Annotated in this window: 34 protein-coding genes; all 34 read left to right on the top strand. The window is 66.1% G+C overall.

The window, feature by feature from the left end; genetic code table 11:
* The coding region (rpoB, locus tag ACWEJ6_RS38600; protein ID WP_452430260.1) for a DNA-directed RNA polymerase subunit beta at nt 1-2,669 on the top strand (2,669 nt) is incomplete at its 5' end.
* Between the two features lie 17 nt (nt 2,670-2,686).
* Nucleotides 2,687-6,562, top strand: a complete 3,876-nt coding sequence (locus ACWEJ6_RS38595; RefSeq protein WP_357982792.1) for a DNA-directed RNA polymerase subunit beta' — start codon at nt 2,687-2,689, stop codon at nt 6,560-6,562.
* 554 nt (nt 6,563-7,116) lie between these two features.
* Nucleotides 7,117-7,491, top strand: a complete 375-nt coding sequence (rpsL, locus tag ACWEJ6_RS38590) for a 30S ribosomal protein S12 (protein ID WP_020542315.1) — start codon at nt 7,117-7,119, stop codon at nt 7,489-7,491.
* A gap of 2 nt (nt 7,492-7,493) precedes the next feature.
* A complete protein-coding gene (rpsG, locus tag ACWEJ6_RS38585) occupies nt 7,494-7,964 on the top strand; it encodes a 30S ribosomal protein S7 (RefSeq protein ID WP_043623423.1) in 471 nt (156 codons plus the stop codon).
* Nucleotides 7,965-8,054: 90 nt separating this feature from the next.
* Nucleotides 8,055-10,103, top strand: coding sequence for an elongation factor G (fusA, locus tag ACWEJ6_RS38580; protein WP_387669283.1), 2,049 nt, complete (start codon nt 8,055-8,057; stop codon nt 10,101-10,103).
* Between the two features lie 109 nt (nt 10,104-10,212).
* The gene (tuf, locus tag ACWEJ6_RS38575; RefSeq protein ID WP_352327252.1) at nt 10,213-11,406 is read left to right on the top strand and encodes an elongation factor Tu; all 1,194 of its coding nucleotides are present in this window, start codon (nt 10,213-10,215) and stop codon (nt 11,404-11,406) included.
* A gap of 253 nt (nt 11,407-11,659) precedes the next feature.
* Nucleotides 11,660-11,968, top strand: a complete 309-nt coding sequence (gene rpsJ, locus ACWEJ6_RS38570; protein WP_012887830.1) for a 30S ribosomal protein S10 — start codon at nt 11,660-11,662, stop codon at nt 11,966-11,968.
* 14 nt (nt 11,969-11,982) lie between these two features.
* A complete protein-coding gene (gene rplC, locus ACWEJ6_RS38565; RefSeq protein WP_358282128.1) occupies nt 11,983-12,636 on the top strand; it encodes a 50S ribosomal protein L3 in 654 nt (217 codons plus the stop codon).
* Nucleotides 12,633-13,283, top strand: coding sequence for a 50S ribosomal protein L4 (gene rplD / locus ACWEJ6_RS38560; protein WP_352362901.1), 651 nt, complete (start codon nt 12,633-12,635; stop codon nt 13,281-13,283). The genes rplC and rplD overlap by 4 nt, the downstream gene beginning before the upstream one ends.
* Nucleotides 13,283-13,585, top strand: coding sequence for a 50S ribosomal protein L23 (rplW, locus tag ACWEJ6_RS38555; protein ID WP_352327250.1), 303 nt, complete (start codon nt 13,283-13,285; stop codon nt 13,583-13,585). Before rplD ends, rplW begins: the two co-directional genes overlap by 1 nt.
* Before the next feature lie 106 nt (nt 13,586-13,691).
* Complete coding sequence (gene rplB, locus ACWEJ6_RS38550) at nt 13,692-14,528, top strand: 50S ribosomal protein L2 (RefSeq protein WP_125644676.1); 837 nt, start codon at nt 13,692-13,694, stop codon at nt 14,526-14,528.
* Between the two features lie 11 nt (nt 14,529-14,539).
* The gene (gene rpsS / locus ACWEJ6_RS38545) at nt 14,540-14,818 is read left to right on the top strand and encodes a 30S ribosomal protein S19 (protein WP_030451498.1); all 279 of its coding nucleotides are present in this window, start codon (nt 14,540-14,542) and stop codon (nt 14,816-14,818) included.
* A 31-nt stretch (nt 14,819-14,849) separates the two neighbouring features.
* Nucleotides 14,850-15,203, top strand: a complete 354-nt coding sequence (rplV, locus tag ACWEJ6_RS38540) for a 50S ribosomal protein L22 (protein ID WP_080043235.1) — start codon at nt 14,850-14,852, stop codon at nt 15,201-15,203.
* Nucleotides 15,203-16,048 (top strand): 30S ribosomal protein S3, encoded by an 846-nt coding sequence (gene rpsC, locus ACWEJ6_RS38535; protein ID WP_352362898.1) that lies wholly within the window; start codon nt 15,203-15,205, stop codon nt 16,046-16,048. The genes rplV and rpsC overlap by 1 nt, the downstream gene beginning before the upstream one ends.
* Before the next feature lie 2 nt (nt 16,049-16,050).
* Nucleotides 16,051-16,470 carry a 50S ribosomal protein L16 gene (gene rplP, locus ACWEJ6_RS38530; RefSeq protein ID WP_125644673.1) on the top strand — a complete coding sequence of 140 codons (420 nt, stop codon included), beginning with the start codon at nt 16,051-16,053 and terminating at the stop codon, nt 16,468-16,470.
* On the top strand, nt 16,470-16,706 hold the full coding sequence (gene rpmC, locus ACWEJ6_RS38525) for a 50S ribosomal protein L29 (RefSeq protein WP_080047279.1): 237 nt from the start codon (nt 16,470-16,472) through the stop codon (nt 16,704-16,706). The genes rplP and rpmC overlap by 1 nt, the downstream gene beginning before the upstream one ends.
* Nucleotides 16,699-16,992, top strand: a complete 294-nt coding sequence (gene rpsQ / locus ACWEJ6_RS38520) for a 30S ribosomal protein S17 (RefSeq protein WP_357982781.1) — start codon at nt 16,699-16,701, stop codon at nt 16,990-16,992. The genes rpmC and rpsQ overlap by 8 nt, the downstream gene beginning before the upstream one ends.
* A 191-nt stretch (nt 16,993-17,183) precedes the next feature.
* Entirely contained in the window at nt 17,184-17,555 is a 372-nt protein-coding gene (gene rplN, locus ACWEJ6_RS38515; protein ID WP_090769698.1) for a 50S ribosomal protein L14, read from the top strand.
* Nucleotides 17,555-17,851, top strand: a complete 297-nt coding sequence (gene rplX, locus ACWEJ6_RS38510; RefSeq protein WP_449912437.1) for a 50S ribosomal protein L24 — start codon at nt 17,555-17,557, stop codon at nt 17,849-17,851. Before rplN ends, rplX begins: the two co-directional genes overlap by 1 nt.
* Nucleotides 17,851-18,426, top strand: coding sequence for a 50S ribosomal protein L5 (rplE, locus tag ACWEJ6_RS38505; RefSeq protein WP_352327490.1), 576 nt, complete (start codon nt 17,851-17,853; stop codon nt 18,424-18,426). The genes rplX and rplE overlap by 1 nt, the downstream gene beginning before the upstream one ends.
* A gap of 4 nt (nt 18,427-18,430) precedes the next feature.
* On the top strand, nt 18,431-18,616 hold the full coding sequence (locus ACWEJ6_RS38500; RefSeq protein WP_020542298.1) for a type Z 30S ribosomal protein S14: 186 nt from the start codon (nt 18,431-18,433) through the stop codon (nt 18,614-18,616).
* 145 nt (nt 18,617-18,761) lie between these two features.
* Entirely contained in the window at nt 18,762-19,160 is a 399-nt protein-coding gene (gene rpsH / locus ACWEJ6_RS38495; RefSeq protein WP_125644666.1) for a 30S ribosomal protein S8, read from the top strand.
* Between the two features lie 16 nt (nt 19,161-19,176).
* On the top strand, nt 19,177-19,719 hold the full coding sequence (gene rplF / locus ACWEJ6_RS38490; RefSeq protein WP_352327491.1) for a 50S ribosomal protein L6: 543 nt from the start codon (nt 19,177-19,179) through the stop codon (nt 19,717-19,719).
* Between the two features lie 2 nt (nt 19,720-19,721).
* A complete protein-coding gene (rplR, locus tag ACWEJ6_RS38485; protein ID WP_125644663.1) occupies nt 19,722-20,105 on the top strand; it encodes a 50S ribosomal protein L18 in 384 nt (127 codons plus the stop codon).
* A gap of 49 nt (nt 20,106-20,154) precedes the next feature.
* Nucleotides 20,155-20,784, top strand: coding sequence for a 30S ribosomal protein S5 (gene rpsE, locus ACWEJ6_RS38480; protein ID WP_049572667.1), 630 nt, complete (start codon nt 20,155-20,157; stop codon nt 20,782-20,784).
* Between the two features lie 2 nt (nt 20,785-20,786).
* Nucleotides 20,787-20,969, top strand: coding sequence for a 50S ribosomal protein L30 (gene rpmD, locus ACWEJ6_RS38475; RefSeq protein ID WP_080043226.1), 183 nt, complete (start codon nt 20,787-20,789; stop codon nt 20,967-20,969).
* A gap of 2 nt (nt 20,970-20,971) precedes the next feature.
* Entirely contained in the window at nt 20,972-21,427 is a 456-nt protein-coding gene (gene rplO, locus ACWEJ6_RS38470; protein WP_352327492.1) for a 50S ribosomal protein L15, read from the top strand.
* Between the two features lie 171 nt (nt 21,428-21,598).
* Complete coding sequence (secY, locus tag ACWEJ6_RS38465; RefSeq protein WP_387669260.1) at nt 21,599-22,903, top strand: preprotein translocase subunit SecY; 1,305 nt, start codon at nt 21,599-21,601, stop codon at nt 22,901-22,903.
* Complete coding sequence (locus ACWEJ6_RS38460) at nt 22,903-23,553, top strand: adenylate kinase (protein WP_352327494.1); 651 nt, start codon at nt 22,903-22,905, stop codon at nt 23,551-23,553. Before secY ends, ACWEJ6_RS38460 begins: the two co-directional genes overlap by 1 nt.
* Nucleotides 23,554-23,679: 126 nt before the next feature.
* On the top strand, nt 23,680-24,489 hold the full coding sequence (map, locus tag ACWEJ6_RS38455) for a type I methionyl aminopeptidase (protein WP_452430248.1): 810 nt from the start codon (nt 23,680-23,682) through the stop codon (nt 24,487-24,489).
* Nucleotides 24,490-24,506: 17 nt separating this feature from the next.
* On the top strand, nt 24,507-24,932 hold the full coding sequence (locus tag ACWEJ6_RS38450) for a DUF1707 SHOCT-like domain-containing protein (RefSeq protein WP_452430246.1): 426 nt from the start codon (nt 24,507-24,509) through the stop codon (nt 24,930-24,932).
* A gap of 108 nt (nt 24,933-25,040) precedes the next feature.
* A complete protein-coding gene (locus ACWEJ6_RS38445) occupies nt 25,041-25,418 on the top strand; it encodes a hypothetical protein (protein WP_452430244.1) in 378 nt (125 codons plus the stop codon).
* Between the two features lie 276 nt (nt 25,419-25,694).
* Nucleotides 25,695-25,916, top strand: a complete 222-nt coding sequence (infA, locus tag ACWEJ6_RS38440; protein ID WP_012887858.1) for a translation initiation factor IF-1 — start codon at nt 25,695-25,697, stop codon at nt 25,914-25,916.
* Nucleotides 25,917-25,940: 24 nt separating this feature from the next.
* Nucleotides 25,941-26,054: a 50S ribosomal protein L36 gene (gene rpmJ, locus ACWEJ6_RS38435; RefSeq protein WP_003956441.1), complete on the top strand. Its 114-nt coding sequence runs from the start codon at nt 25,941-25,943 to the stop codon at nt 26,052-26,054.
* The last annotated feature ends 38 nt before the right edge of the window (nt 26,055-26,092 follow it).

Here is a 26,092-nt window from a genome sequence, read left to right as displayed (position 1 = left end):
GTGAGCCGCCGACCAAGGAGTCGGCGCAGACCCTGCTGGAGAACCTGTACTTCAACCCCAAGCGGTACGACCTGGCCAAGGTGGGCCGCTACAAGATCAACAAGAAGCTCGGGGTCGACTCCGAGATCACGCAGGGCACGCTGACCGAAGAGGACATCGTCGCCACCATCGAGTACATCGTCCGCCTGCACGCGGGCGAGGAGTCGATGCCGGGCGCCAACGGTGAGGTGATCGTCGAGGTCGACGACATCGACCACTTCGGCAACCGCCGCCTGCGCAGCGTCGGCGAGCTCATCCAGAACCAGGTCCGCCTGGGCCTGGCCCGCATGGAGCGCGTCGTCCGCGAGCGGATGACCACCCAGGACGTCGAGGCGATCACGCCGCAGACCCTGATCAACATCCGTCCCGTCGTGGCCTCCATCAAGGAGTTCTTCGGCACCTCGCAGCTGTCGCAGTTCATGGACCAGACCAACCCGCTGGCCGGCCTGACGCACAAGCGGCGTCTGTCCGCGCTCGGCCCCGGTGGTCTGTCCCGTGAGCGGGCCGGCTTCGAGGTCCGTGACGTGCACCCGTCCCACTACGGCCGGATGTGCCCGATCGAGACCCCTGAAGGCCCGAACATCGGTCTGATCGGCTCGCTGGCCTCCTACGGCCGCATCAACGCCTTCGGCTTCGTCGAGACGCCTTACCGCAAGGTCGTCGACGGCCGGGTGACCGACCAGATCGACTACCTGACGGCCGACGAGGAAGACCGCTACGTCAAGGCGCAGGCCAACACGACGCTCAACCCCGACGGGTCGTTCGCCGAGTCCCGCGTCCTGGTCCGTACCAAGGGCGGCGAGACCGAGCTCGCCCGTGCCGAGGAAGTCGACTACATCGACGTGTCGCCGCGCCAGATGGTGTCGGTCGCCACCGCGATGATCCCCTTCCTGGAGCACGACGACGCCAACCGCGCGCTCATGGGCTCCAACATGCAGCGCCAGTCGGTGCCGCTGCTCAAGAGCGAGGCGCCGCTGGTCGGCACCGGCATGGAGTACCGTGCCGCGACCGACGCCGGCGACGTCATCAGCGCCGAGAAGGCCGGCGTGGTCGAGGAGGTCTCGGCCGACTACGTCACCGTCATGAACGACGACGGCACGCGTACGACGTACCGGGTCGCCAAGTTCAAGCGCTCCAACCAGGGCACCTCCTTCAACCAGAAGCCCATCGTCGCCGAGGGCGACCGGGTCGAGGTCAACCAGGTCATCGCCGACGGCCCCTGCACCGACAACGGTGAGATGGCGCTCGGCAAGAACCTGCTCGTGGCGTTCATGCCGTGGGAGGGCCACAACTACGAAGACGCCATCATCCTGTCCCAGCGCCTGGTCCAGGACGACGTCCTCTCCTCGATCCACATCGAGGAGCACGAGGTCGACGCCCGCGACACCAAGCTGGGCCCGGAGGAGATCACCCGGGACATCCCCAACGTGTCGGAAGAGGTCCTGGCCGACCTCGACGAGCGCGGCATCATCCGGATCGGCGCCGAGGTCGTGCCCGGCGACATCCTGGTCGGCAAGGTCACCCCGAAGGGCGAGACCGAGCTGACCCCGGAGGAGCGGCTGCTGCGCGCCATCTTCGGTGAGAAGGCCCGTGAGGTCCGTGACACCTCGCTGAAGGTGCCGCACGGCGAGCAGGGCAAGGTCATCGGCGTGCGCGTGTTCAGCCGCGACGAGGGCGACGAGCTCCCGCCGGGCGTCAACGAGCTGGTCCGCGTCTACGTGGCCCAGAAGCGTAAGATCACCGACGGCGACAAGCTGGCCGGCCGCCACGGCAACAAGGGCGTCATCTCCAAGATCCTGCCGGTCGAGGACATGCCGTTCCTGGAGGACGGCACCCCGGTCGACATCATCCTCAACCCGCTGGGCGTGCCCGGCCGGATGAACGTCGGTCAGGTGCTGGAGACCCACCTGGGGTGGATCGCGGCGCGTGGCTGGGACATCTCGGGCATCGCCGAGGCGTGGGCCGAGCGGCTGAAGGACAAGGGCTTCGAGAAGGTCGCCCCGCGTACCAACATGGCCACCCCGGTCTTCGACGGCGCGCACGAGGAGGAGATCGTCGGCCTGCTCGGCAACACCATCGCCAACCGTGACGGCGACCGCATGGTGCAGCAGAGCGGCAAGGCGCGGCTGTTCGACGGCCGTTCCGGCGAGCCGTTCCCGTACCCGATCTCGGTCGGCTACATCTACATCCTCAAGCTGCTGCACCTGGTCGACGACAAGATCCACGCCCGGTCGACCGGCCCGTACTCCATGATCACGCAGCAGCCGCTGGGCGGTAAGGCCCAGTTCGGCGGCCAGCGCTTCGGTGAGATGGAGGTGTGGGCGCTGGAGGCCTACGGCGCCGCCTACGCCCTGCAGGAGCTGCTGACCATCAAGTCCGACGACGTGCTGGGCCGGGTGAAGGTCTACGAGGCGATCGTCAAGGGCGAGAACATCCCCGAGCCGGGCATTCCGGAGTCCTTCAAGGTCCTCATCAAGGAAATGCAGTCGCTGTGCCTCAACGTCGAGGTGCTGTCCAGCGACGGCATGTCCATCGAGATGCGCGACACCGACGAGGACGTCTTCCGCGCGGCGGAGGAACTCGGTATCGATCTGTCCCGGCGTGAGCCGAGCAGCGTGGAAGAAGTCTGAGGGGGAGATCGCACACAATGCTAGACGTCAACTTCTTCGACGAGCTCAGGATCGGTCTTGCGACCGCCGACGACATCCGTCAGTGGTCGCACGGCGAGGTCAAGAAGCCCGAGACCATCAACTACCGGACTCTCAAGCCGGAAAAGGACGGACTCTTCTGCGAGAAGATCTTCGGTCCGACCCGCGACTGGGAGTGCTACTGCGGCAAGTACAAGCGCGTCCGGTTCAAGGGCATCATCTGTGAGCGCTGCGGCGTCGAGGTGACCCGGGCCAAGGTGCGTCGTGAGCGGATGGGCCACATCGAGCTGGCCGCGCCCGTCACGCACATCTGGTACTTCAAGGGCGTGCCGTCGCGCCTCGGCTACCTGCTCGACCTGGCCCCGAAGGACCTGGAGAAGGTCATCTACTTCGCGGCCTACATGATCACGCACGTCGACACCGACATGCGTGAGCGTGACCTGCCCTCGCTGGAGGCGAAGATCTCCGTCGAGCGGCAGCACATCGAGCAGCGCCGTGACGCCGACGTCGAGTCCAGGCAGAAGAAGCTCGAGTCCGACCTGGCCGAGCTGGAGGCCGCCGGCGCCAAGGGCGACCAGCGGCGCAAGGTCCGCGAGGGCGCCGAGCGCGAGATGCGCCAGCTCCGCGACCGTGCCCAGCGCGAGCTGGACCGGCTCGACGAGGTCTGGAGCCGCTTCAAGAACCTCAAGGTCCAGGACCTTGAGGGCGACGAGCTGCTCTACCGCGAGATGCGCGACCGCTTCGGCCGCTACTTCAAGGGCGGCATGGGCGCGCAGGCAATCCAGGACCGCCTGATCAGCTTCGACCTCGACGCCGAGGCCGAGAACCTGCGCGAGACCATCCGCAGCGGCAAGGGCCAGAAGAAGGCCCGCGCCCTCAAGCGGCTCAAGGTCGTGTCGGCGTTCCTGAACACGACCAACTCGCCGCGCGGCATGGTGCTCGACTGCATCCCGGTCATCCCGCCGGACCTGCGCCCGATGGTGCAGCTCGACGGTGGCCGGTTCGCGACCTCCGACCTCAACGACCTGTACCGCCGGGTCATCAACCGGAACAACCGCCTCAAGCGTCTGCTCGACCTCGGCGCCCCCGAGATCATCGTGAACAACGAGAAGCGGATGCTCCAGGAGGCCGTCGACGCGCTGTTCGACAACGGCCGTCGCGGTCGCCCGGTGACCGGCCCCGGCAACCGGCCGCTGAAGTCCCTCAGCGACATGCTGAAGGGCAAGCAGGGTCGTTTCCGCCAGAACCTGCTGGGCAAGCGAGTCGACTACTCCGGCCGTTCGGTCATCGTCGTCGGCCCGCAGCTCAAGCTGCACCAGTGCGGTCTGCCCAAGCAGATGGCGCTGGAGCTGTTCAAGCCGTTCGTGATGAAGCGGCTCGTGGACCTCAACCACGCGCAGAACATCAAGTCGGCCAAGCGGATGGTCGAGCGCGCCCGCCCCGTCGTGTGGGACGTGCTCGAAGAGGTCATCACCGAGCACCCGGTGCTGCTCAACCGCGCTCCGACGCTCCACCGTCTGGGCATCCAGGCGTTCGAGCCGCAGCTGGTCGAGGGCAAGGCCATCCAGATCCACCCGCTCGTCTGCACCGCCTTCAACGCGGACTTCGACGGCGACCAGATGGCCGTGCACCTGCCGCTGTCGGCTGAGGCCCAGGCCGAGGCACGCATCCTGATGCTCTCGACCAACAACATCCTCAAGCCGGCCGACGGCAAGCCCGTGACGATGCCCACCCAGGACATGGTCATCGGCCTCTACTGGCTGACCACCCAGAAGGAAGGCGCGACCGGCGAGGGCCGCGTGTTCGGCTCGATCGCCGAGGCGCAGATGGCCTTCGACCGCCGCGAGCTGGAGATCCAGGCGAAGATCCAGATCCGGGTCAAGGACGTCCTGCCGCCGCGCGACTGGGTCGCTCCGGAGGGCTGGGAGCAGGGTGACCCGATCCGGCTGGAGACGACGTTCGGGCGGTGCCTGTTCAACCAGACGCTCCCCGAGAGCTACCCGTTCGTCAACTTCCAGGTGGGCAAGAAGCAGCTGTCCACGATCGTGAACGAGCTGGCCGACACCTACCCCAAGGTCGAGGTCGCCAACTCGCTCGACGCGCTCAAGGACGCGGGCTTCCGCTGGGCGACCCGCTCCGGCGTCACGATCTCGATCGAGGACGTCGTCGCGCCGCCGAACAAGACCGACATCATGGAGAACTACGAGCGCCGGGCCGACAAGGTCCAGCGCGAGTACGAGCGTGGTCTGATCACCGACGAGGAGCGCCGTCAGGAGCTCATCGAGATCTGGACCCACGCCACGGCCGACGTCGAGACCGACATGGTCAACGCCTTCCCGGCGACCAACCCGGTCTGGATGATGGTCAACTCGGGCGCCCGTGGTAACAAGATGCAGGTCCGGCAGATCGCCGGCATCCGTGGCCTGGTGTCCAACACCAAGGGTGAGACGATCCCGCGGCCGATCAAGGCCTCCTTCCGCGAGGGCCTGTCGGTGCTGGAGTACTTCATCTCCACCCACGGTCAGCGAAAGGGTCTGGCCGACACCGCCCTGCGGACCGCCGACTCGGGTTACCTGACCCGTCGTCTGGTGGACGTCGCCCAGGACGTCATCGTGCGTGAGATCGACTGCGGCACCGACCGCGCGGTCCCGCTGCACGTCGGCGAGCGTGACGCGTCGGGCAACCTGGTCAAGGCGGAGAACGCCGAGTCCAACGTGCACGGCCGCATCATGGCCGAGGACGTCGAGGTCGACGGCAAGGTCATCGTCCCGGCGGGTGTCGACATCAACGACATCCACGTGACGAAGCTGGTCGAGGCAGGCGTCGAGACCGTCCGCACCCGCAGCGCGCTCGTCTGCGAGGCCAAGATCGGTGTCTGCGCGACCTGCTACGGCCGCTCGCTGGCCACCGGCAAGCTCGTGGACGTCGGCGAGGCGGTCGGCATCATCGCCGCCCAGTCGATCGGTGAGCCCGGCACGCAGCTGACGATGCGTACGTTCCACACCGGTGGTGTGGCCGGCGCCGACATCACCCACGGTCTGCCCCGTGTCACGGAGCTGTTCGAGGCGCGCATCCCCAAGGGTGTCGCCCCGATCTCCGAGGCCGAGGGCCGGGCCCGGATCGACGAGACCGACAAGACCAGGAAGATCGTCATCACCCCCGACGACGGGTCGGAGGAGATCGCCTACCCGGTCTCGATGCGTTCGCGCCTGCTCGTCCAGGACGGCCAGCGCGTGACGGTCGGCCAGCAGCTGATCGCCGGTGCGGTCAACCCCAACGAGGTGCTGCGCATCCTCGGCCCGCGGGCCGTGCAGCTGCACCTGGTGGCCGAGGTCCAGCAGGTCTACCGGTCGCAGGGTGTGTCGATCCACGACAAGCACATCGAGATCATCGTGCGGCAGATGCTCAAGCGCGTGAACGTGCTGGAGTCCGGTGACACCGACCTGCTGCCCGGTGAGCTGGTGGAGCGTCCGCGCTTCGAGCAGATGAACCGTGAGACGGTGGCCGAGAGCGGCTCGCCGGCCGCGGGCCGTCCGGTGCTCATGGGCATCACGAAGGCGTCGCTGGCCACCGAGTCGTGGCTGTCGGCGGCCTCCTTCCAGGAGACGACCAGGGTCCTGACGGACGCGGCGATCCACGCCAAGTCCGACTCGCTCCTGGGCCTGAAGGAGAACGTCATCATCGGTAAGCTCATCCCGGCCGGTACGGGCATGCCCCAGTACCGCAACATCCGGGTCGAGCCGACCGAGGAGGCCAAGGCCGCCATGTACACCGTCGGCGGGTACGACGGTTCCGCGGCCGACTACACCTTCGGCACGGGCAGCGGCGAGGCCGTCCCGCTGGAGGAGTACGACTTCGGTCAGTACAACCGCTAGCAGTTCGCAGGCGCCGCGCCCGGGTCTCTCTCCGAAGAGGCCCGGGCGCGGCGCTGTTCCGGCCGTACGCGCTGCCGTAGACGCTCCCAGACGCCCTGTGAGGGTGGGGCGGGCCCGGGGGAGACGTCCGTCGGCCTGGCGGTCTGTGGGCCGGTTGCGGGGCTCCCCGGCGAATCGGCACACGTCGGTCCCCAGGCCCGGTATCATTGCCGCGGCGCTTCGGATGGGCTGGATGAGACAGGCCCCGGTGGCACGGAGCGGCGAGGCCGACAGGCGTTGCCGTGCCGTTTTGACGTGTCGGCTGGGCCTGGGTAGTCTTGAGCATCGTGCCCGTCTCTAGCGGGCTTTCGGCTGTGCGCTCATATCCATAGGGAGAGCGTCGGCTGGACTCTCAGGCTCGCAAGTCTCCGTGGCTGTGTCTGTGTGAATAGCGCGACACGCCCGACCGCGGGGGCACCGAGACGAGGAAAACCAGCAGGTCATGACACCGGCAGAACCTGCGAAATGCAAGACCCAATGACGTAACACCGGCCAAGGCACGAAACGGAGTGGCAGTGCCCACTATTCAGCAGTTGGTCCGCAAGGGCCGGCAGGACAAGGTCTCCAAGACCAAGACTCCTGCCCTCAAGGGGAGTCCGCAGCGGCGCGGTGTGTGCCAGCGCGTTTACACCACGACCCCGAAGAAGCCCAACTCGGCACTGCGCAAGGTGGCCCGCGTTCGGCTCACGAACGGCATCGAGGTCACGGCTTACATCCCCGGTGTGGGCCACAACCTGCAGGAGCACTCCATCGTGCTCGTGCGTGGCGGTCGTGTGAAGGACCTGCCTGGTGTTCGCTACAAGATCATCCGCGGTTCGCTCGACACCCAGGGTGTCCGCAACCGCAAGCAGGCCCGCAGCCGCTACGGCGCGAAGAAGGAGAAGAGCTAACAATGCCTCGTAAGGGTTCTCCTGGCCGTCGTCAGCTCATGTCTGACCCGGTTTACAGCTCGCCGCTGGTGACCGCCCTGATCAACAAGGTGCTCCTTGACGGCAAGCGCTCCATCGCGCAGTCGATCGTCTACGGCGCCCTCGAAGGCTGCAGGGAGAAGACGGGCAACGACCCGGTCGTCACCCTCAAGCGCGCGCTTGACAACGTCAAGCCCACCCTCGAGGTCCGCAGCCGTCGTGTCGGTGGCGCGACCTACCAGGTGCCGGTCGAGGTGCGCGCCGCGCGCAGCACCACCCTGGCCCTGCGCTGGCTGGTGCAGTACTCCCGCGCCCGCCGCGAGAAGACCATGACCGAGCGCCTCATGAACGAGCTCCTCGACGCCAGCAACGGCCTCGGGGCGAGTGTCAAGAAGCGCGAGGACACCCACAAGATGGCCGAGTCCAACAAGGCCTTCGCCCACTACCGCTGGTAACCCGGCGGGTTCGACGAGACGACGAGGACGCGAGTTAAAGTGGCCGCTACGACCGCTCTTGACCTGGCCAAGGTCCGCAATATCGGGATCATGGCCCACATCGACGCGGGCAAGACCACCACGACCGAGCGCATCCTGTTCTACACCGGCATCAACTACAAGATCGGTGAAGTCCATGAGGGCGCTGCCACCATGGACTGGATGGAGCAGGAGCAGGAGCGCGGCATCACGATCACGTCTGCCGCGACGACCTGTGAGTGGATCGGTCACACCATCAACATCATCGACACTCCGGGTCACGTCGACTTCACCATCGAAGTGGAGCGCTCGCTCCGCGTCCTCGACGGTGCCGTCGCCGTGTTCGACGGTGTCGCCGGTGTCGAGCCGCAGTCGGAGACGGTGTGGCGGCAGGCTGACCGGTACGAGGTCCCGCGCATCTGCTTCGTGAACAAGATGGACCGTGTCGGCGCGGAGTTCCACCGCTGCGTCGAGATGATGGTCAGCCGCCTGGGCGCGACCCCCGCTGTGATCCAGCTTCCGTGGGGTGTCGAGGCCGACTTCAAGGGCGTCATCGACCTCATCAAGATGAAGGGGCTCATCTGGAGCGCCGACGCGGCCAAGGGCGAGATGTACGACACCGTCGACATCCCGGCCGACCACGCCGACGCCGCCCGCGAGTGGCGTGACCGCCTCATCGAGACGGTCGCCGAGAACGACGACGAGCTGATGGAGCTCTTCCTGGAGGGCACCGAGCCCACCGAGGAGCAGCTGGTCGCGGCCATCCGCCGCGCCACGCTGAGCAGCGCCATCAACCCGGTGCTGTGCGGCACCGCGTTCAAGAACAAGGGCGTTCAGCCCCTGCTCGACGCGATCGTCGCCTACCTCCCCGCCCCGACCGACATCCCGGCGTTCAAGGGTTACGCGGTCGGCAACGAGGAGAAGGTGATCGAGCGCCACGCGGACCCGGCCGAGCCGTTCTCCGCGCTGGCCTTCAAGATCGCCAGCGACCCGCACCTGGGCAAGCTCACCTACATCCGCATCTACTCCGGCACCCTCGACACCGGTTCACAGGTCGTGAACTCGGTGAAGGGCAAGAAGGAGCGGATCGGCAAGATCTACCAGATGCACGCCAACAAGCGCGAAGAGCGCCCGCAGGCGATCGCCGGTCAGATCGTCGCCGTCATGGGTCTGAAGGACACCACGACCGGCGACACCCTTGCCGACCCGGCCAACCCGGTCGTGCTCGAGTCGATGACGTTCCCGGCCCCGGTCATCAACGTCGCCATCGAGCCCAAGACCAAGGGCGACCAGGAGAAGCTGTCCACCGCCATCCAGCGGCTGGCCGAGGAGGACCCGTCCTTCCAGGTCCGTCGTGACGAGGAGACCGGTCAGACGGTCATCTGGGGCATGGGCGAGCTTCACCTGGAGATCCTCGTCGACCGTATGCGTCGCGAGTTCAAGGTCGAGGCCAACGTGGGCCGCCCGCAGGTGGCCTACCGCGAGACCATCCGCCGCAAGGTGGAGAAGGTCGACTACACCCACAAGAAGCAGACCGGTGGTTCCGGTCAGTTCGCGCGGGTGATCATCGACCTGGAGCCGCTGGGCGAGGGCAACGACGGTTACGAGTTCCAGAACAAGGTCTCCGGTGGCCGCGTCCCGAGGGAGTACATCCCCTCGGTCGACGCCGGCGCCCAGGAGGCCGCCGAGTTCGGCGTGCTGGCCGGTTACCCGATGGTGGGCGTGAAGGTTACGCTGACCGACGGTGCCGCCCACGACGTCGACTCCTCGGAAATGGCGTTCAAGATCGCCGGCTCGATGGCCTTCAAGGAGGCCGCGCGCAAGGCGGACGCCGTTCTTCTCGAGCCGATGATGGCCGTCGAGGTCACCACGCCCGAGGATTACATGGGTGACGTCATCGGTGACCTCAACGGTCGCCGCGGGCAGATCCAGGCGATGGACGAGCGGGCCGGCGCCCGTGTCGTCCAGGCGCTCGTGCCGCTGTCTGAGATGTTCGGCTACGTGGGTGATCTGCGTAGCAAGACGCAGGGGCGCGCGAGCTACAGCATGCAGTTCGACTCCTACGCGGAGGTGCCTCCGGGCATCGCCAAGGAGATCGTCGCGAAGGCCCGGGGCGAATAACTTCCCGGTCCCTGGCGGGGTGGTGCGAGCCACCCCGCCGCCTAGGGGTCTGGGATTTCCCGGGCCCGAGTGTGTAGACAAGTCAGTCAGATTCTCAAGGAGAGAACCAGTGGGCAAGGCCAAGTTCGAGCGGACTAAGCCGCACATGAACATCGGCACCATTGGACACATCGACCACGGCAAGACCACGCTGACCGCGGCGATCACCAAGGTGCTTCACGACCGTTTCCCCGAGCTCAACAAGGCGACCCCGTTCGACAAGATCGACAAGGCGCCCGAGGAGAAGGCTCGCGGTATTACGATCTCCATCGCGCACGTCGAGTACCAGACCGAGAAGCGTCACTACGCTCACGTTGACTGCCCCGGTCACGCCGACTACGTGAAGAACATGATCACCGGTGCCGCTCAGATGGACGGCGCGATCCTCGTGGTCGCCGCCACCGACGGCCCGATGCCGCAGACGAAGGAGCACGTCCTCCTGGCCCGCCAGGTCGGCGTCCCCTACATCGTCGTGGCGCTGAACAAGGCCGACATGGTCGACGACGAGGAGATCCTCGAGCTCGTCGAGCTGGAGGTCCGTGAGCTCCTGTCCGCGCAGGAGTTCCCCGGCGACGACCTGCCCGTCGTCCGCGTCTCCGCCCTCAAGGCTCTCGAGGGTGACGAGAAGTGGGCCGACAGCATCATCGAGCTGATGAACGCGGTGGACGAGAACGTCCCCGAGCCTCCCCGTGACACGGAGAAGCCGTTCCTCATGCCCGTCGAGGACGTCTTCTCGATCACCGGTCGCGGCACCGTCGTCACCGGTCGTATCGAGCGCGGCATCGTCAAGGTCAACGAGCAGGTCGACATCATCGGCATCAAGCCGGAGAAGACGACGACCACCGTCACCAGCATCGAGATGTTCAACAAGATGCTCGACGAGGGTCACGCCGGCGACAACGCCGCCCTGCTGCTCCGCGGCATCAAGCGCGACGACGTCGAGCGCGGCCAGTGCATCATCAAGCCGGGCACGACGACCCCGCACACCGAGTTCACCGGCCAGGTCTACATCCTGTCCAAGGACGAGGGCGGCCGCCACACGCCGTTCTTCAACAACTACCGCCCGCAGTTCTACTTCCGTACGACTGACGTGACCGGTGTGGTGAACCTCCCCGAGGGCACCGAGATGGTCATGCCGGGCGACAACACCGAAATGCGCGTTGAGCTGATCCAGCCCATCGCCATGGAGGAAGGCCTCAAGTTCGCGATCCGTGAGGGTGGCCGCACCGTCGGCGCCGGCCGGGTCGTGAAGATCATCAAGTAGCTCGACCGTCGGGGCGGCGGTCGGCCCCACATTCAGGGCCGACCGCCGTACCGCGTCAAGGGCCTCGCGTAAAGCGCCGTGATCCAGCAGTCGCTTCGGCCATAGTGACCGAAGTAACTGCCGGATCACGGAAGAAAAGACAGATCAACAGTGTCTGTCTCGTGGGGTCACGCAGGGTCAGACCTGCAGCAACACAGCGGCACAAGGCCGCACGATACTTTTTCAGACGACAGCGAAGGACACCGAGGCCACTATGGCGGGACAGAAGATCCGCATCCGGCTTAAGGCCTATGACCACGAGGTCATCGACAGCTCGGCCAAGAAGATCGTCGAGACGGTGACGCGGACTGGCGCGAAGGTCGCGGGCCCGGTGCCGCTGCCGACCGAGAAGAACGTGTACTGCGTCATCCGCTCGCCGCACAAGTACAAGGACAGCCGCGAGCACTTCGAGATGCGCACGCACAAGCGGCTGATTGACATCATCGACCCGACCCCCAAGACGGTTGACTCGCTCATGCGGCTCGACCTCCCCGCGGGTGTCGACATTTCGATCAAGCTCTGAGGGAACGCACTGACATGGCTAAGACGATCAAGGGCGTCCTGGGCAAGAAGCTCGGCATGACCCAGGTCTTCGACGCGGACAACCGGATGGTTCCGGTGACCGTGGTCGAGGCCGGTCCGTGCGTGGTGACCCGGGTCCGCACCGCAGACAAGGACGGCTACTCCGCCGTCCAGCTCGGCTTCGGGCAGGTCGACCCCCGGAAGGTCAACAAGCCGCTCGGCGACTACCTGCGTAAGCACGACATCACCCCGCGCCGTTACTTCGCGGAGATCCGCACCGACGACGCGAGCGACTACACCCTGGGCCAGGAGCTGCTGGCCGACACCTTCGAGGCCGGCCAGTTCGTCGACGTGACGGGCAAGAGCAAGGGCAAGGGCTTCGCCGGTGTCATGAAGCGGCACGGCTTCGGTGGTCTGGGCGCGTCGCACGGTACGCAGCGCAAGCACCGCTCGCCGGGTTCCATCGGTGGCTGCGCCACCCCGGGCCGCGTATTCAAGGGCCTGCGCATGGCCGGTCGGATGGGTAACGTCCGCACCACTGTGCAGAGCCTCAAGGTTCACTCCGTCGACGCCGAGAACGGTCTCATCCTGATCAAGGGTGCGATCCCCGGCGCGAACGGCAGCCTGGTCCTCGTCCGCACCGCTGCCAAGAAGGGGGCTGCCAAGTGAGCACCACTATTGACGTCCTCGACGCCAGCGGCGCCAAGGCCGGCACCGTCGAACTGCCCGAAGACGTCTTCGGCACGACGGTCAACGTTCCGCTGATCCATCAGGTGGTCGTGGCCCAGCTCGCCGCTCGCCGGCAGGGCACCCACAAGGCCAAGACCCGTGGCGAGGTCAGCGGTGGCGGCAAGAAGCCGTACCGCCAGAAGGGCACCGGCCGCGCCCGTCAGGGCTCGACCCGCGCGCCGCAGTTCACCGGCGGTGGCACCGTCCACGGGCCCGTGCCGCGTGACTACTCGCAGCGCACGCCCAAGAAGATGAAGGCCGCCGCGCTCCGCGGCGCCCTGTCCGACAGGGCCGGTGGCGGTCGCGTCCACGTGGTCAGCACGCTGGTGACGGGGGAGACCCCCAAGACCAAGGCCGCCCTGGACGCCCTTCGCAAGATCACTCAGGCTCCCCGCGTGCTCGTCGTCGTCGACGAGGCCGACGAGCTGACCTGGATGAGCCTGCGTAACGCTCCCGAGGTCCACCTGCTGGACGCCGGGCAGCTCAACACCTACGACGTGCTCGTGCACGACGACGTGGTCTTCACCCAGGAGGCGTACGACCAGGTCGTCGCGCGGCTGAGCCAGGGCGGGAAGGAAGACGCCTGATGGAGAAGATCGCCGACCCGCGCGACATCATCATCAAGCCGGTCGTCTCTGAGAAGAGCTACGGCCTGATCGATGAGAACAACAAGTACACGTTCCTGGTGAAGAAGACCGCGAACAAGACCCAGGTCAAGATCGCCGTTGAGCAGATCTTCGGGGTCAAGGTCACCAGCGTGAACACCATCAACCGGACGGGCAAGCGCAAGCGCACCCGCACCGGTTTCGGCAAGCGTCCCGACACCAAGCGCGCGATCGTGAGCCTGGTCGAGGGCGATCGGATCGACATCTTCGGTCAGATCGGCTAGCAGCGCCATAGATAGGAAGCGGACCGAAAGGTCTGCGAGGGACGAGACCGTCGCATTTCGGTGCGGCGGGCTCGCCCATGTAACCGACGAAGGATGAACGAAAAAGATGGGCATCCGTAAGTACAAGCCGACGACTCCGGGTCGCCGCGGGTCGAGTGTCTCGGACTTCTCCGAGATCACCCGCAGCACTCCCGAGAAGTCGCTGCTTGCGCCCCTTCACAGCAAGGGCGGCCGGAACGTACACGGCCGGGTGACCGCGCGCCACCAGGGCGGCGGACACAAGCGCGCCTACCGGATCATCGACTTCCGTAGGCATGACAAGGACGGCATCCCGGCGAAGGTCGCTCACATCGAGTACGACCCCAACCGCACCGCCAACATCGCTCTGCTCCACTACGCCGACGGTGAGAAGCGCTACATCATCGCGCCGACCGGCCTCAAGCAGGGCGACCGAATCGAGAACGGCCCCGCTGCCGACATCAAGCCGGGCAACTGCCTGCCGCTGCGCAACATCCCGACCGGTACCTTCATCCACGCGGTGGAGCTCCGTCCGGGCGGCGGCGCGAAGCTCGGTCGTTCCGCGGGCGCCCAGATCCAGCTGCTCGCCAAGGAAGGCCAGTACGCCACCCTGCGTATGCCGTCCGGTGAAATGCGCATGGTCGACGTGCGCTGCCGGGCGTCGGTCGGCCAGGTCGGCAACGCCGAGCAGGCCAACATCAACTGGGGCAAGGCCGGCCGTATGCGGTGGAAGGGCAAGCGCCCGACCGTCCGTGGTGTCGCCATGAACCCCGTTGACCACCCGCACGGTGGTGGTGAGGGCAAGACGTCCGGCGGTCGCCACCCGGTGAACCCCAAGGGCAAGCCCGAGGGCCGCACCCGCCAGGCCAACAAGTCCAGCGACCGGCTGATCATCCGTCGTCGGAGCAAGAGGAAGAAGCGGTAGGAGCAGCCGAAATGCCACGTAGCCTTAAGAAGGGTCCCTTCGTGGACGACCACCTTCAGAAGAAGGTGGACGCCCAGAACGAGAAGGGCACCAAGAACGTCATCAAGACGTGGTCGCGGCGCTCCATGATCGTTCCCGACATGCTCGGGCACACGATCGCCGTGCACGACGGCCGCAAGCACGTCCCGGTGTTCGTCACCGAGTCGATGATCGGCCACAAGCTCGGAGAGTTCGCCCCCACGCGGACGTTCCGCAGCCACGTCAAGGAAGACCGGCGCAGCCGGCGATAGACGCCTTCAGAAGCATTTAGAGGAGTAAGCGATGGAAGCCAGGGCTCAGGCGCGGTTCGTCCGTGTCACGCCCCTCAAGGCCCGCCGCGTGGTGGACCTTATTCGCGGGCTGCCCGCTTCGGAGGCGCAGGCCGTGCTGCAGTTCGCTCCCCAGTCGGCGAGCGAGCCGATCTACAAGGTGCTCAGCAGCGCCATGGCGAACGCCGAGCACAACTTCAACCTCGACCCCAGCACGCTCGTCGTGAGCCGCGCCTGGGTCGACGAGGGCCCGACGCTGAAGCGGTTCCGCCCGCGTGCACAGGGTCGCGCCTATCGGATCAACAAGCGGACGAGCCACATCACCGTGATCGTGGAATCCCGCGAGCCGAAGGGAAGGACCCGATAGTGGGCCAGAAGGTTAACCCGCACGGGTTCCGCCTCGGCATCACGACCGACTTCAAGAGCCGGTGGTACGCCGACAAGCTGTACAAGTCGTACGTCGCCGAGGACGTGGCGATCCGCCGCATGCTGCAGAAGGGCATGGAGCGGGCCGGCATCTCCAAGGTCGAGATCGAGCGCACCACGGACCGTGTGCAGGTGGACATCCACACCGCGCGTCCGGGCATCGTGATCGGCCGCCGCGGCGCCGAGGCGGACCGCATCCGCGGTGACCTCGAGAAGCTGACCAAGAAGCAGGTCCAGCTCAACATCCTCGAGGTCAAGAACCCGGAGATCGACGCCCAGCTCGTCGCTCAGGGTGTCGCCGAGCAGCTGTCCAGCCGTGTCTCGTTCCGCCGCGCCATGCGCAAGGCGATGCAGTCGGCCATGAAGTCCGGCGCCAAGGGCATCCGTGTCCAGTGCGCCGGTCGTCTGGGCGGCGCCGAGATGTCGCGGTCGGAGTTCTACCGTGAGGGTCGCGTGCCGCTGCACACCCTCCGCGCGGACATCGACTACGGCTTCTACGAGGCCCGTACCACCTTCGGCCGCATCGGCGTGAAGGTCTGGATCTACAAGGGCGAGGCTCCGACCAGCCGCGCCGAGCGTGAGGCGGCTGCCGCCGGCGCTCGTGCCGGCCAGCGTCGCGAGCGTGACGACCGTCGTGGTGGCGGCGGCGACCGTCCGCGTCGTGGCGGCGGTGACCGTCCGCGTCGTGGCGGCGGCCGTGGCGACCGCGCCCCCCGTACCGAGGCAGCTTCGCAGGCTGCCCCTGAGACCGGCCCGGCTGCGCAGCCGGGTGCTGAAGGGAGCTGACCATGCTGATCCCGCGCAGGGTCAAGCACCGCAAGCAGCACCGGCCTGACCGCAGCGGAGCCGCCAAGGGCGGCACCAGGGTCGTGTTCGGCGAGTTCGGCATTCAGGCTGTTGAGCACTCCTACGTGACCAACCGCCAGATCGAGTCCGCTCGTATCGCCATGACCCGTCACATCCGCCGTGGCGGCAAGGTGTGGATCAACATCTACCCCGACCGTCCGCTCACCAAGAAGCCGGCCGAGACCCGCATGGGTTCCGGTAAGGGTTCGCCGGAGTGGTGGATCGCCAACGTCAAGCCCGGACGCGTGATGTTCGAGCTGTCCGGCGTGGCGGAGTCGGTCGCTCGTGAGGCGCTCACCAGGGCGATCCACAAGCTGCCGATGAAGTGCAAGATCGTTAAGCGTGAAGTGGGTGAGGCGTGATGGCTAAGGGCCTGACCGCCGGCGAGCTGCGAGTGGAGGACCAGGACACCCTGGTCCAGAAGCTCAAGGAAGCCAAGGAGGAGCTGTTCAACCTCCGCTTCCAGGCAGCGACCGGTCAGTTGGAGAGCCACGGGCGGCTGCGCGCCGTCCGCCGCGAGATCGCCCGTATCTACACCGTGATGCGCGAGCGTGAGCTCGGCATCGTCACGGTCGAGAAGGAGACGAGCGATGGCTGAGACCGAGACCACCGGAACCACCGAGGCGAACGACGCGCGGAACTTCCGCAAGGTCCGTGAGGGCCTGGTCGTCAGCGACAAGATGGACAAGACCGTCGTCGTCGCCGTCGAGGACCGCGTCAAGCACCGTCTGTACGGCAAGGTCATCCGCCGTACGACCAAGTACAAGGCACACGACGAGGCCAACGCCTGCGGCGTCGGCGACCGCGTGCTGCTCATGGAGACCCGCCCCCTCTCCGCCACCAAGCGGTGGAGGGTCGTGGAGATCCTCGAGAAGGCCAAGTAAGGCTCTTCTCGGATATACCGCGCCTCGTGGGGGCCTCAGGGCCCCCATGACGGCGTCCAAGGACGCGAGGTCCTCCGGGCCTCGCGTCGCCTGCGGTGCGGCCCCTTCGTGGACTGTGGCCGTGGGAACAAGACAACGACAGGTTCCGCCAGGCTCAGAGATGAGAACCGGCGCGACTAACAGGAGTTCAAGTGATCCAGCAGGAGTCGCGGCTCAAGGTCGCCGACAACACTGGTGCGAAGGAGATCCTTTGCATCCGTGTTCTCGGTGGCTCGGGCCGACGCTACGCCGGTATCGGCGACATCATCGTCGCCACTGTCAAGGACGCGCTGCCGGGCAGCACGGGCGTCAAGAAGGGCGACGTGGTCAAGGCCGTCGTCGTCCGCACGGTCAAGGAGCGCCGCCGGCCCGACGGCTCCTACATCCGCTTCGACGAGAACGCCGCCGTCATCATCAAGGACAGCGGTGACCCTCGTGGCACTCGTATCTTCGGCCCGGTCGGCCGCGAGCTGCGCGACAAGAAGTTCATGCGCATCATCTCGCTCGCCCCGGAGGTGCTGTAATGCCGAAGCTGCATGTGAAGAAGGGTGACCTGGTTCAGGTCATCGCCGGCAAGGACAAGGGTGCCAAGGGTCACGTCATCGCCACGTACCCGCGCGAGGACCGCGTGGTGATCGAGGGCGTCAACATGATCAAGAAGCACACCAAGGAGTCTCTCCAGGGTCCGCGTGGCGCCAAGACCGGCGGCGTGCAGACGATGGAGGGCCCCATCCACGTGTCCAACGTGAAGAAGCTCAAGGACGAGAAGCCCGCCGACAAGAAGGCCGACAAGGCCGAGGAGACGGGTGAGGACAGCTGATGACCGCCACGACCACTGAGACCGAGCGCCCGACGCCGCGACTCAAGACGAAGTACCGCGAGGAGATCGCGGCCCAGCTTCGCGAGCAGTTCGGCATCGAGAACGTCATGCAGATCCCGGCCCTGACCAAGATCAAGGTCAACATGGGTGTCGGTGAGGCGGCTCGCGACTCCAAGCTCATCGAAGGCGCCGTACGCGACCTCACCGCGATCACCGGCCAGAAGCCGGCCGTCGTCCGGGCGCGCAAGTCCATCGCGCAGTTCAAGCTGCGTGAGGGCATGCCGATCGGCGCGCACGTCACGCTGCGCGGCGACCGCATGTGGGAGTTCCTCGACCGCCTGCTGGCCCTGGCGCTGCCCCGTATCCGGGACTTCCGCGGCCTGTCGCCGAAGCAGTTCGACGGCAACGGCAACTACACGTTCGGTCTGACCGAGCAGGTCATGTTCCACGAGGTCGACCAGGACAAGGTCGACCGCCCGCGGGGCATGGACATCACGGTCGTGACCACCGCGACGAACGACGACCAGGGCCGGGCGCTGCTGAAGCTCCTCGGCTTCCCGTTCAAGGAGGCCTGATCCAATGGCGAAGAAGTCGCTGATCGCCAAGGCGGGGCGCAAGCAGAAGTTCGAGGTCCGGGCCTACACCCGGTGCTCGCGTTGCGGTCGTCCGCGCGCGGTGTACCGCAAGTTCGGTCTGTGCCGCGTGTGCTTCCGCGAGATGGCGCACCGGGGCGAGCTGCCCGGCATCACCAAGTCGAGCTGGTAGATACTCTGGGGGGCGGCTCCGCGTCGTCCCCCGGAGTCCATGTTCAGAAGAAGACAGGACGCTTCGCGTCCATGACCGCGCCGAAGGTCCACCGGCAGAGCGCTGCTTGGCCGACTGGAAACCGCGGCGAGGAAGGCCACTGGCCATGACGATGACCGACCCCATCGCAGACATGCTGACGCGTCTGCGCAATGCGAACTCGGCGTACCACGAGAGCGTGTCGATGCCGTATTCGAAGATCAAGGCGCACATCGCCGAGATCCTCCAGCAGGAGGGTTACATCCAGTCCTGGGCCGTCGAAGACGCCAAGGTCGGAAAGAACCTCGTGGTGGAGCTCAAGTTCGGGCCTACCCGTGAGCGTTCGCTCGCGGGCCTGCGCCGGGTTTCCAAGCCCGGTCTGCGGGTTTATGCGAAGAAGGACAACCTGCCTCGAGTTCTGGGCGGGCTGGGCGTCGCGATCATCTCGACGTCCGCCGGTCTCATGACTGACAAGCAGGCCGGCAAGCGTGGCGTGGGCGGCGAAGTCCTCGCCTACGTCTGGTAGAGGGGAGGAACACAGCATGTCGAGAATCGGACGGCTGCCCATCCCTGTGCCCAGTGGCGTAGACATCACGATCACCGGCCAGGATGTCCAGGTCAAGGGCCCGAAGGGCACGCTTTCTCACACGGTCGCGGACCCGATTACGGTCGGTCGTGACGACGACGGCGCCATCGCCGTCTCCCGGCCCAACGACGAGAACAAGGTCCGTGCGCTGCACGGCCTGTCCCGGACGCTGATCGCCAACATGGTGCAGGGCGTCACCCAGGGGTACACGAAGTCCCTGGAGATCGTCGGCGTCGGTTACCGCGTCCAGGCCAAGGGCCCGACGCAGCTGGAGTTCTCGCTGGGCTTCAGCCACCCGGTCATCGTCGACGCCCCCGAGGGTGTCTCCTTCCGCGTCGAGAAGCCGACCCTGTTCCACGTGGACGGCATCGACAAGCAGAAGGTCGGCGAGGTCGCGGCCAACATCCGCAAGTTGCGCAAGCCTGACCCGTACAAGGGCAAGGGCGTGCGTTACCAGGGCGAACAGATCCGCCGCAAGGTCGGAAAGGCTGGTAAGTAGGCATGGCTCCGAAGACTGCGTTCAGCAAGCACACGGCTGCCCGCACCGTCTCGCGGGCTCGCCGTCACCGCCGCGTCCGCAAGTTCGTCGTCGGTACGGCCGAGCGTCCGCGCCTGGTCGTCAACCGTTCGACCCGTCACATGTTCGTCCAGATCGTGGACGACTCCGTCGGTCACACGCTGGTGAGCGCCTCCACCATGGACGCCTCGCTGCGCACCCTTGAGGCCGACAAGACGGAGAAGGCCAAGAAGGTCGGCGAGCTCCTCGCTCAGCGGGCCAAGGAAGCCGGGATCACCAAGGTCGTCTTCGACCGCGGTGGCAACCGGTATGCAGGTCGGATCGCGGCGCTGGCTGACAGCGCTCGCGAGGGCGGGCTCGAGTTCTGATGAGGGCCCGGGGATCGCAAATGATGGCAACTGAGAAGAGGAACCACTGATGGCTGCAGCTCCGCGTCGCGGTGGCGGCACCGGTGGCGAGCGGCGGGACCGTCGTGACGATCGCCGCGGTGGCGCCGCCGACAAGGGCGTCTCGTACATCGAGCGCGTAGTGAAGATCAACCGAGTGGCCAAGGTCGTGAAGGGTGGTCGTCGCTTCAGCTTCACCGCCCTCGTCGTCGTCGGTGACGGCAACGGCCTGGTCGGCGTCGGTTACGGCAAGGCCAAGGAAGTCCCCGCGGCCATCGCCAAGGGCGTCGAAGAGGCCAAGAAGCACTTCTTCAAGGTGCCCCGCATCCAGGGCACCATCCCGCACACCGTGCAGGGCGAGGAGGCGGCCGGTGTCGTCTTCCTGCGTCCGGCGTCGGCCGGTACCGGCGTCATCGCCGGTGGCCCGGTGCGCGCGGTCCTGGAGTGCGCCGGCATCCATGACGTGCTGTCCAAGTCGCTCGGCTCGGACAACCCGATCAACATCGTGCACGCCACCGTGGCGGCTCTGAAGGGCCTTTCCCGCCCCGAGGAGATCGCCGCCCGCCGTGGCCTGCCGATCGAGGACGTGGCTCCGGCCCGCATGCTCAAGGCTCAGCGCGAGGGCATCGCCGAGGCCGCGGCCGCGAAGGCGGTGAGCTAGTCATGGCACGCCTGAAGATCACTCAGGTTCGCTCGAAGATCGGTGGCAAGCAGAACCAGCGTGACTCGCTGCGTTCGCTTGGCCTGAAGCGAATCGGCGATGTCGTCGTCAAGGAGGACCGTCCCGAGATTCGCGGGATGGTGTCCGTGGTGACGCACCTCGTCGAGGTGGAAGAGGTCGACTAGTCATGACTGACAAGGCTCCGCTCAAGATTCACGACCTGCGTCCTGCTCCGGGTGCCAACAAGTCGAAGATCCGCAAGGGTCGCGGCGAGGCGTCCAAGGGCAAGACGGCCGGTCGCGGCACCAAGGGCAGCCACGCCCGTACCACGGTTCCCCTCGGCTTCGAGGGTGGCCAGGTGCCGCTGCAGAGGCGTCTGCCGAAGCTCAAGGGCTTCTCCAACGCCCTGTTCAAGACGACCTACCAGGTCGTCAACCTGGACAGGCTCGGCGAGCTGTTCCCCGAGGGTGGCGACGTCACCGTCGAGGCCCTGGTGGCCAAGGGCGCCGTTCGCAAGAACCAGCTCGTGAAGGTGCTCGGCACCGGCGAGATCTCCGTCGCTGTGAACGTTACGGCTCACGCCTTCTCGTCCGCCGCGAAGGAGAAGATCGCCGCCGCCGGTGGTTCCGTTACCGAGCTGTAGCTCCGCTATGACGAGGCGTGGGGGTTCCGACAATGGGCCCCCACGCCCTTAGTGCGTTAGAGTTCGGCGAGACGGCAGGATTCTGTCCGGCTCGTTTGACTTGAGACTTGACATGGCAGATCCCCGCACCACCGCATACTCACATCGCCATAAAGGCGCGCAGGAGGGACCGTGCTGACCGCGTTTACCCGGGCGTTCCGGACACCGGACCTGCGCAAGAAGTTGCTCTTCACCCTGGGCATCATCGCGCTGTTCCGTCTCGGCTCGGTTCTTCCGACTCCGGGAGTTCACGTCCAGAACCTCGCGGCCTGTTTCGATCAGGCCCGTAACGGAGCCACCGGCAACATCTATGGGATGGTGCAGCTGTTCAGTGGTGGTGCGCTCCTGAAGCTGTCGGTGTTCGCGCTGGGCATTATGCCGTATATCACCGCGAGCATCATTCTTCAGCTGCTCGTCGTGGTGATTCCACGTCTTGAGGCTCTCAAGAAGGAAGGCCAGGCGGGTCAGGCCAAGATCACGCAGTATACGCGTTATCTGACCATCGGCCTCGGCATCCTCCAGTCGACCGCCTTCATCGCGCTCGCGCGGTCCGGTCAGCTGTTCCCCAACTGCCAGCAGGACGTCCTGCTCGACCCCGACAACATCTTCGGCATCGTCACGATGGTCATCATCATGACGGCCGGCACGTCGGTGATCATGTGGCTCGGTGAGCTCATCACCGACCGCGGCGTCGGCAACGGCATGTCCATCCTGATCTTCACCCAGGTCGTCGCGGTCTTCCCGTCCGAGCTGACCAACATCTTCCAGGCGAACAAGTTCACCTTCGCGGTCGTCATGGTCGTCGGTGTCTTCATGATCGCGGCCGTGGTCTTCGTCGAGCAGGCGCAGCGCCGCATCCCGGTCCAGTACGCCAAGCGCATGGTGGGCCGCAGGATGTACGGCGGCACCTCGACGTACATCCCGCTCAAGGTCAACCAGGCCGGCATCATCCCGGTCATCTTCGCCTCGTCGCTGCTCTACCTGCCGCAGCTGCTGACCTCGCTCTTCCCGACCTCGAACAACGCGGTCGTGCAGTGGATCTCCCAGTACCTGGTCAGGGGCGACCACCCGGTCTACATGATCACGTTCTTCGTGCTGATCGTCTTCTTCACGTACTTCTACGTGTCGATTACGTTCAACCCCGCTGAAGTCGCCGACAACATGAAGAAGTACGGTGGGTTCATTCCGGGCATCCGTCCCGGCCGTCCGACGGCTGAATACCTGAACTTCGTGCTCACCCGTCTGACCGCGCCCGGCGCGCTCTATCTGGGTCTGATCTCCATGATCCCGATCGTCGCGCTGGCGGTGGCCGGGGCTAGCCAGAACTTCCCGTTCGGAGGGACGAGCATTCTGATCATGGTTGGTGTCGGCCTGGACACGGTGAAGCAGATCGAGAGCCAGCTCCAGCAGCGTAACTACGAAGGTTTCCTGCGGTAGTGCGTCTCGTTCTCGTCGGGCCCCCCGGAGCGGGTAAGGGGACACAGGCCCAGTACATCGCATCGAACCTGTCCATCCCGAAGATCTCGACAGGTGACATCTTCCGTGCCAACGTCTCGGGCGGCACGGACCTCGGCAAGCTGGCCAAAACCTACATGGACCGTGGCGATCTCGTGCCCGACGAGGTCACCATCGCCATGGTCCGCGACCGACTGTCCGAGGACGACGCGCAGGACGGGTTCCTGCTCGACGGCTTCCCGAGGAACGTCGCGCAGGCGGAGATCCTGCGCGACATGCTCAAGGACTGGGGTCTGGAGCTCGACCTGGTGCTGGAGCTGGTCGTGGACGACGACGAGGTCGTCCGGCGGCTGGCGGGGCGGCGCACGTGCAGTCAGTGCGGCCGTATCTGGCACGTGGAGTTCGACGACAAGAAGGACGACAAGTGCGACGCCTGCGGCGGCGCGCTGTTCCAGCGGGACGACGACAAGGAAGAGACCGTCAGGCACCGCCTGGAGGTCTACCAGGAGCAGACCGCGCCGCTGGTCTCGTACTACGTCGACGAGGGCATCCTCGTGGGCGTCGACGCGACCGGGCCGGTCGAAGAGGTGACGCAGCGGGCCATGGAGGCGATCCGCCCGTACCTGGGATGACGCCGGACACGATCTCCTGCGAAGGTGGCACGGATCTCCGTGCCACCTTGCTTTTTTGTGTGCGGCTATTGTGGGGGAATTAGGGCTCCCACGAGGCCCGTCAGAAACCCCGGGGGGTGCCGAACAATGTTCAAGAGAAACCGACACGGAATCCAGATCAAGTCGCCCGAGCAGCTGGAGAAGATGCGGGCCGCCGGCCTGGTGGTCGGGCGCACGCTCGATCTGCTGAAGCGCTCCGTCGAGCCCGGCATGACGCCGCTCGACCTCGACTCCATCGCCGAGAAGGCGATCAGGGACGAAGGCGCGATCCCGTCGTTCAAGGGATACCAGGGCTTCCCCGCGACGATCTGCGCGTCCGTCAACGACGAGGTGGTGCACGGCATCCCCACGGACGCCCGCAAGCTGCGCGAGGGCGACGTCATCTCCATCGACTGCGGCGCGATCCTGGAGGGCTGGCACGGCGACTCCGCCGTCACGGTGCCGGTCGGCGAGGTCGACCCGAAGCTGACCGAGCTGATGCGGGTCACCGAGGAGGCCATGTGGCGCGGCATCGCCGCGCTGAAGGTCGGCCGCCACCTGTCCGACATCGGCTACGAGATCGAGCGCTACGTCAAGACTCAGGGCCGCTTCGGCATCCCCCCGGAGTACGGCGGCCACGGCATCGGCACCGAGATGCACATGGACCCGTGGATCGCCAACCACGGCAAGCCGGGCCGCGGCCCGCTGCTGGAGGAGGGCATGTGCCTGGCCATCGAGCCCATGGTGAATCTGGGCACCGAGCGCACCCGCGTGCTGGCCGACGACTGGACGGTTGTGACGATCGACGGGAAGGCCTCGGCGCACTTCGAACACAGCGTCGCGGTGACACATAATGGACCTTGGGTGCTTACCGCCCTGGACGGTGGCGAAGAGCGCCTGAGTCACCTTCAGCCCTGACCCCCGGGAGTGGTGGAATGGCGAACAGCCCCGAGATGCGTGCCTCGGACGTCGACCGCGATCGGGTGGCCGCCATCCTCCGGGAGCACACCGCGCAGGGCCGCATCACGATGGAGGAGTTCAACGAGCGGCTCGAAGAGCTCTACAAGAGCAAGACCTACGGTGACCTGGCCAAGCTGACCGCCGACCTGCCCGACGTCGACCTGCGCCACCGGCCGGCGAAGCCCGAGGCGGCGCCCGCGACGCGCGGTAACCTGCATCCGGGCATGCGGGCGGCCTGGGGCGCCTGGGCCACGGCCAGCGCCATCAACTGGGTGATCTGGCTGATCGTGAGCGTCTCGTCCGATCACATGATCTATCCGTGGCCGCTGTGGGTCATGGGGCCCTGGGGCGTGATCCTGCTGATGAGCACGATCTTCGGGAACGGGCCGAAGCGCAGTTAGCCCGGAGCCGTGTGTGCCGTAATGCACTGTGTGTATTCCTCCGCAGTGCGGGGCGGCGCTGGTTCCTAGCGTGTGCCGTGTCGGGAACACGACTCACGGAGGAATCAGATGCGCAAGGTCCTCGCAGCCGCCGCCCTCGCCGGCTCGATCGCCGTCACCGGTCTCGCCGTCGCCCCCGCCGCCCAGGCGGCCTCGTCCGGGGGGTGGGGCACGTTCTACGCGGCCAACCACAAGGCGTACACGCACGGCAGCACGTACCGGTCGCACGGCAAGGTCTACACCCACTGGTACGGCAAGGAGGCCACGCCGAAGTTCGGCTACGTGTGGTTCCGGTACTACGCGAACGGCAGCTGGCACCAGTTCTCCCGGAAGTGGGACGGGAGCCACGACGAGACCTGGTCCGGCCGGGGGATCAAGAAGATCTACACCTGGACGTGCTGGGGCGGCTCGTCCACGTACTGCGGTGACCGGCACCGCATCTTCTAGGAGCACTCCGCGAAGGGCTCGCCGGTCCGCCCGGCGGGCCCTTCGGTGTACGGTCGAAGGAGTGCGGGCCGTGGGGTAGACTCTTACATGGTTGTGTCAGGACACCTGGCACGCGTTTCGCGTTTAGGGCTCAGGTGTCGTACACTCCTTAGTCGGCTCACTATGACTATCACGCGTCGGCGGTCTTTGCCGATCGCCGCTCTCTTCGAAGCGTGAGGTCGCGGCTGCTTAGTGAACCGGAGCCTCAGACGACCGATCAGTGAAACGCGAGGGATTTTGGCCAAGAAAGACGGCGCCATCGAGATCGAGGGCACTGTGGTTGAGTCGCTCCCGAACGCCATGTTCCGGGTGCAGCTCGACAACGGCCATAAGGTCCTGGCCCACATCAGCGGACGGATGCGGATGCACTACATCCGAATTCTGCCGGACGACAGGGTAGTCGTTGAACTGAGCCCCTACGACCTGAGTCGCGGGCGGATCGTCTACCGATACAAGTAAGACGTCTGAGGAACACGAAGGACAATGAAGGTAAAGCCGAGCGTCAAGAAGATCTGCGACAAGTGCAAGGTGATTCGCCGGCACGGTCGCGTCATGGTGATCTGCGACAACCTGCGCCACAAGCAGCGTCAGGGTTAGTCGTACGCAAGGTTTCTCCGAGTCCGCCCCGATTTAGG

It is taken from the genome of Nonomuraea sp. NPDC004702, assembly GCF_053601695.1.
This window is presented reverse-complemented; position numbering and strand designations above follow the sequence as displayed.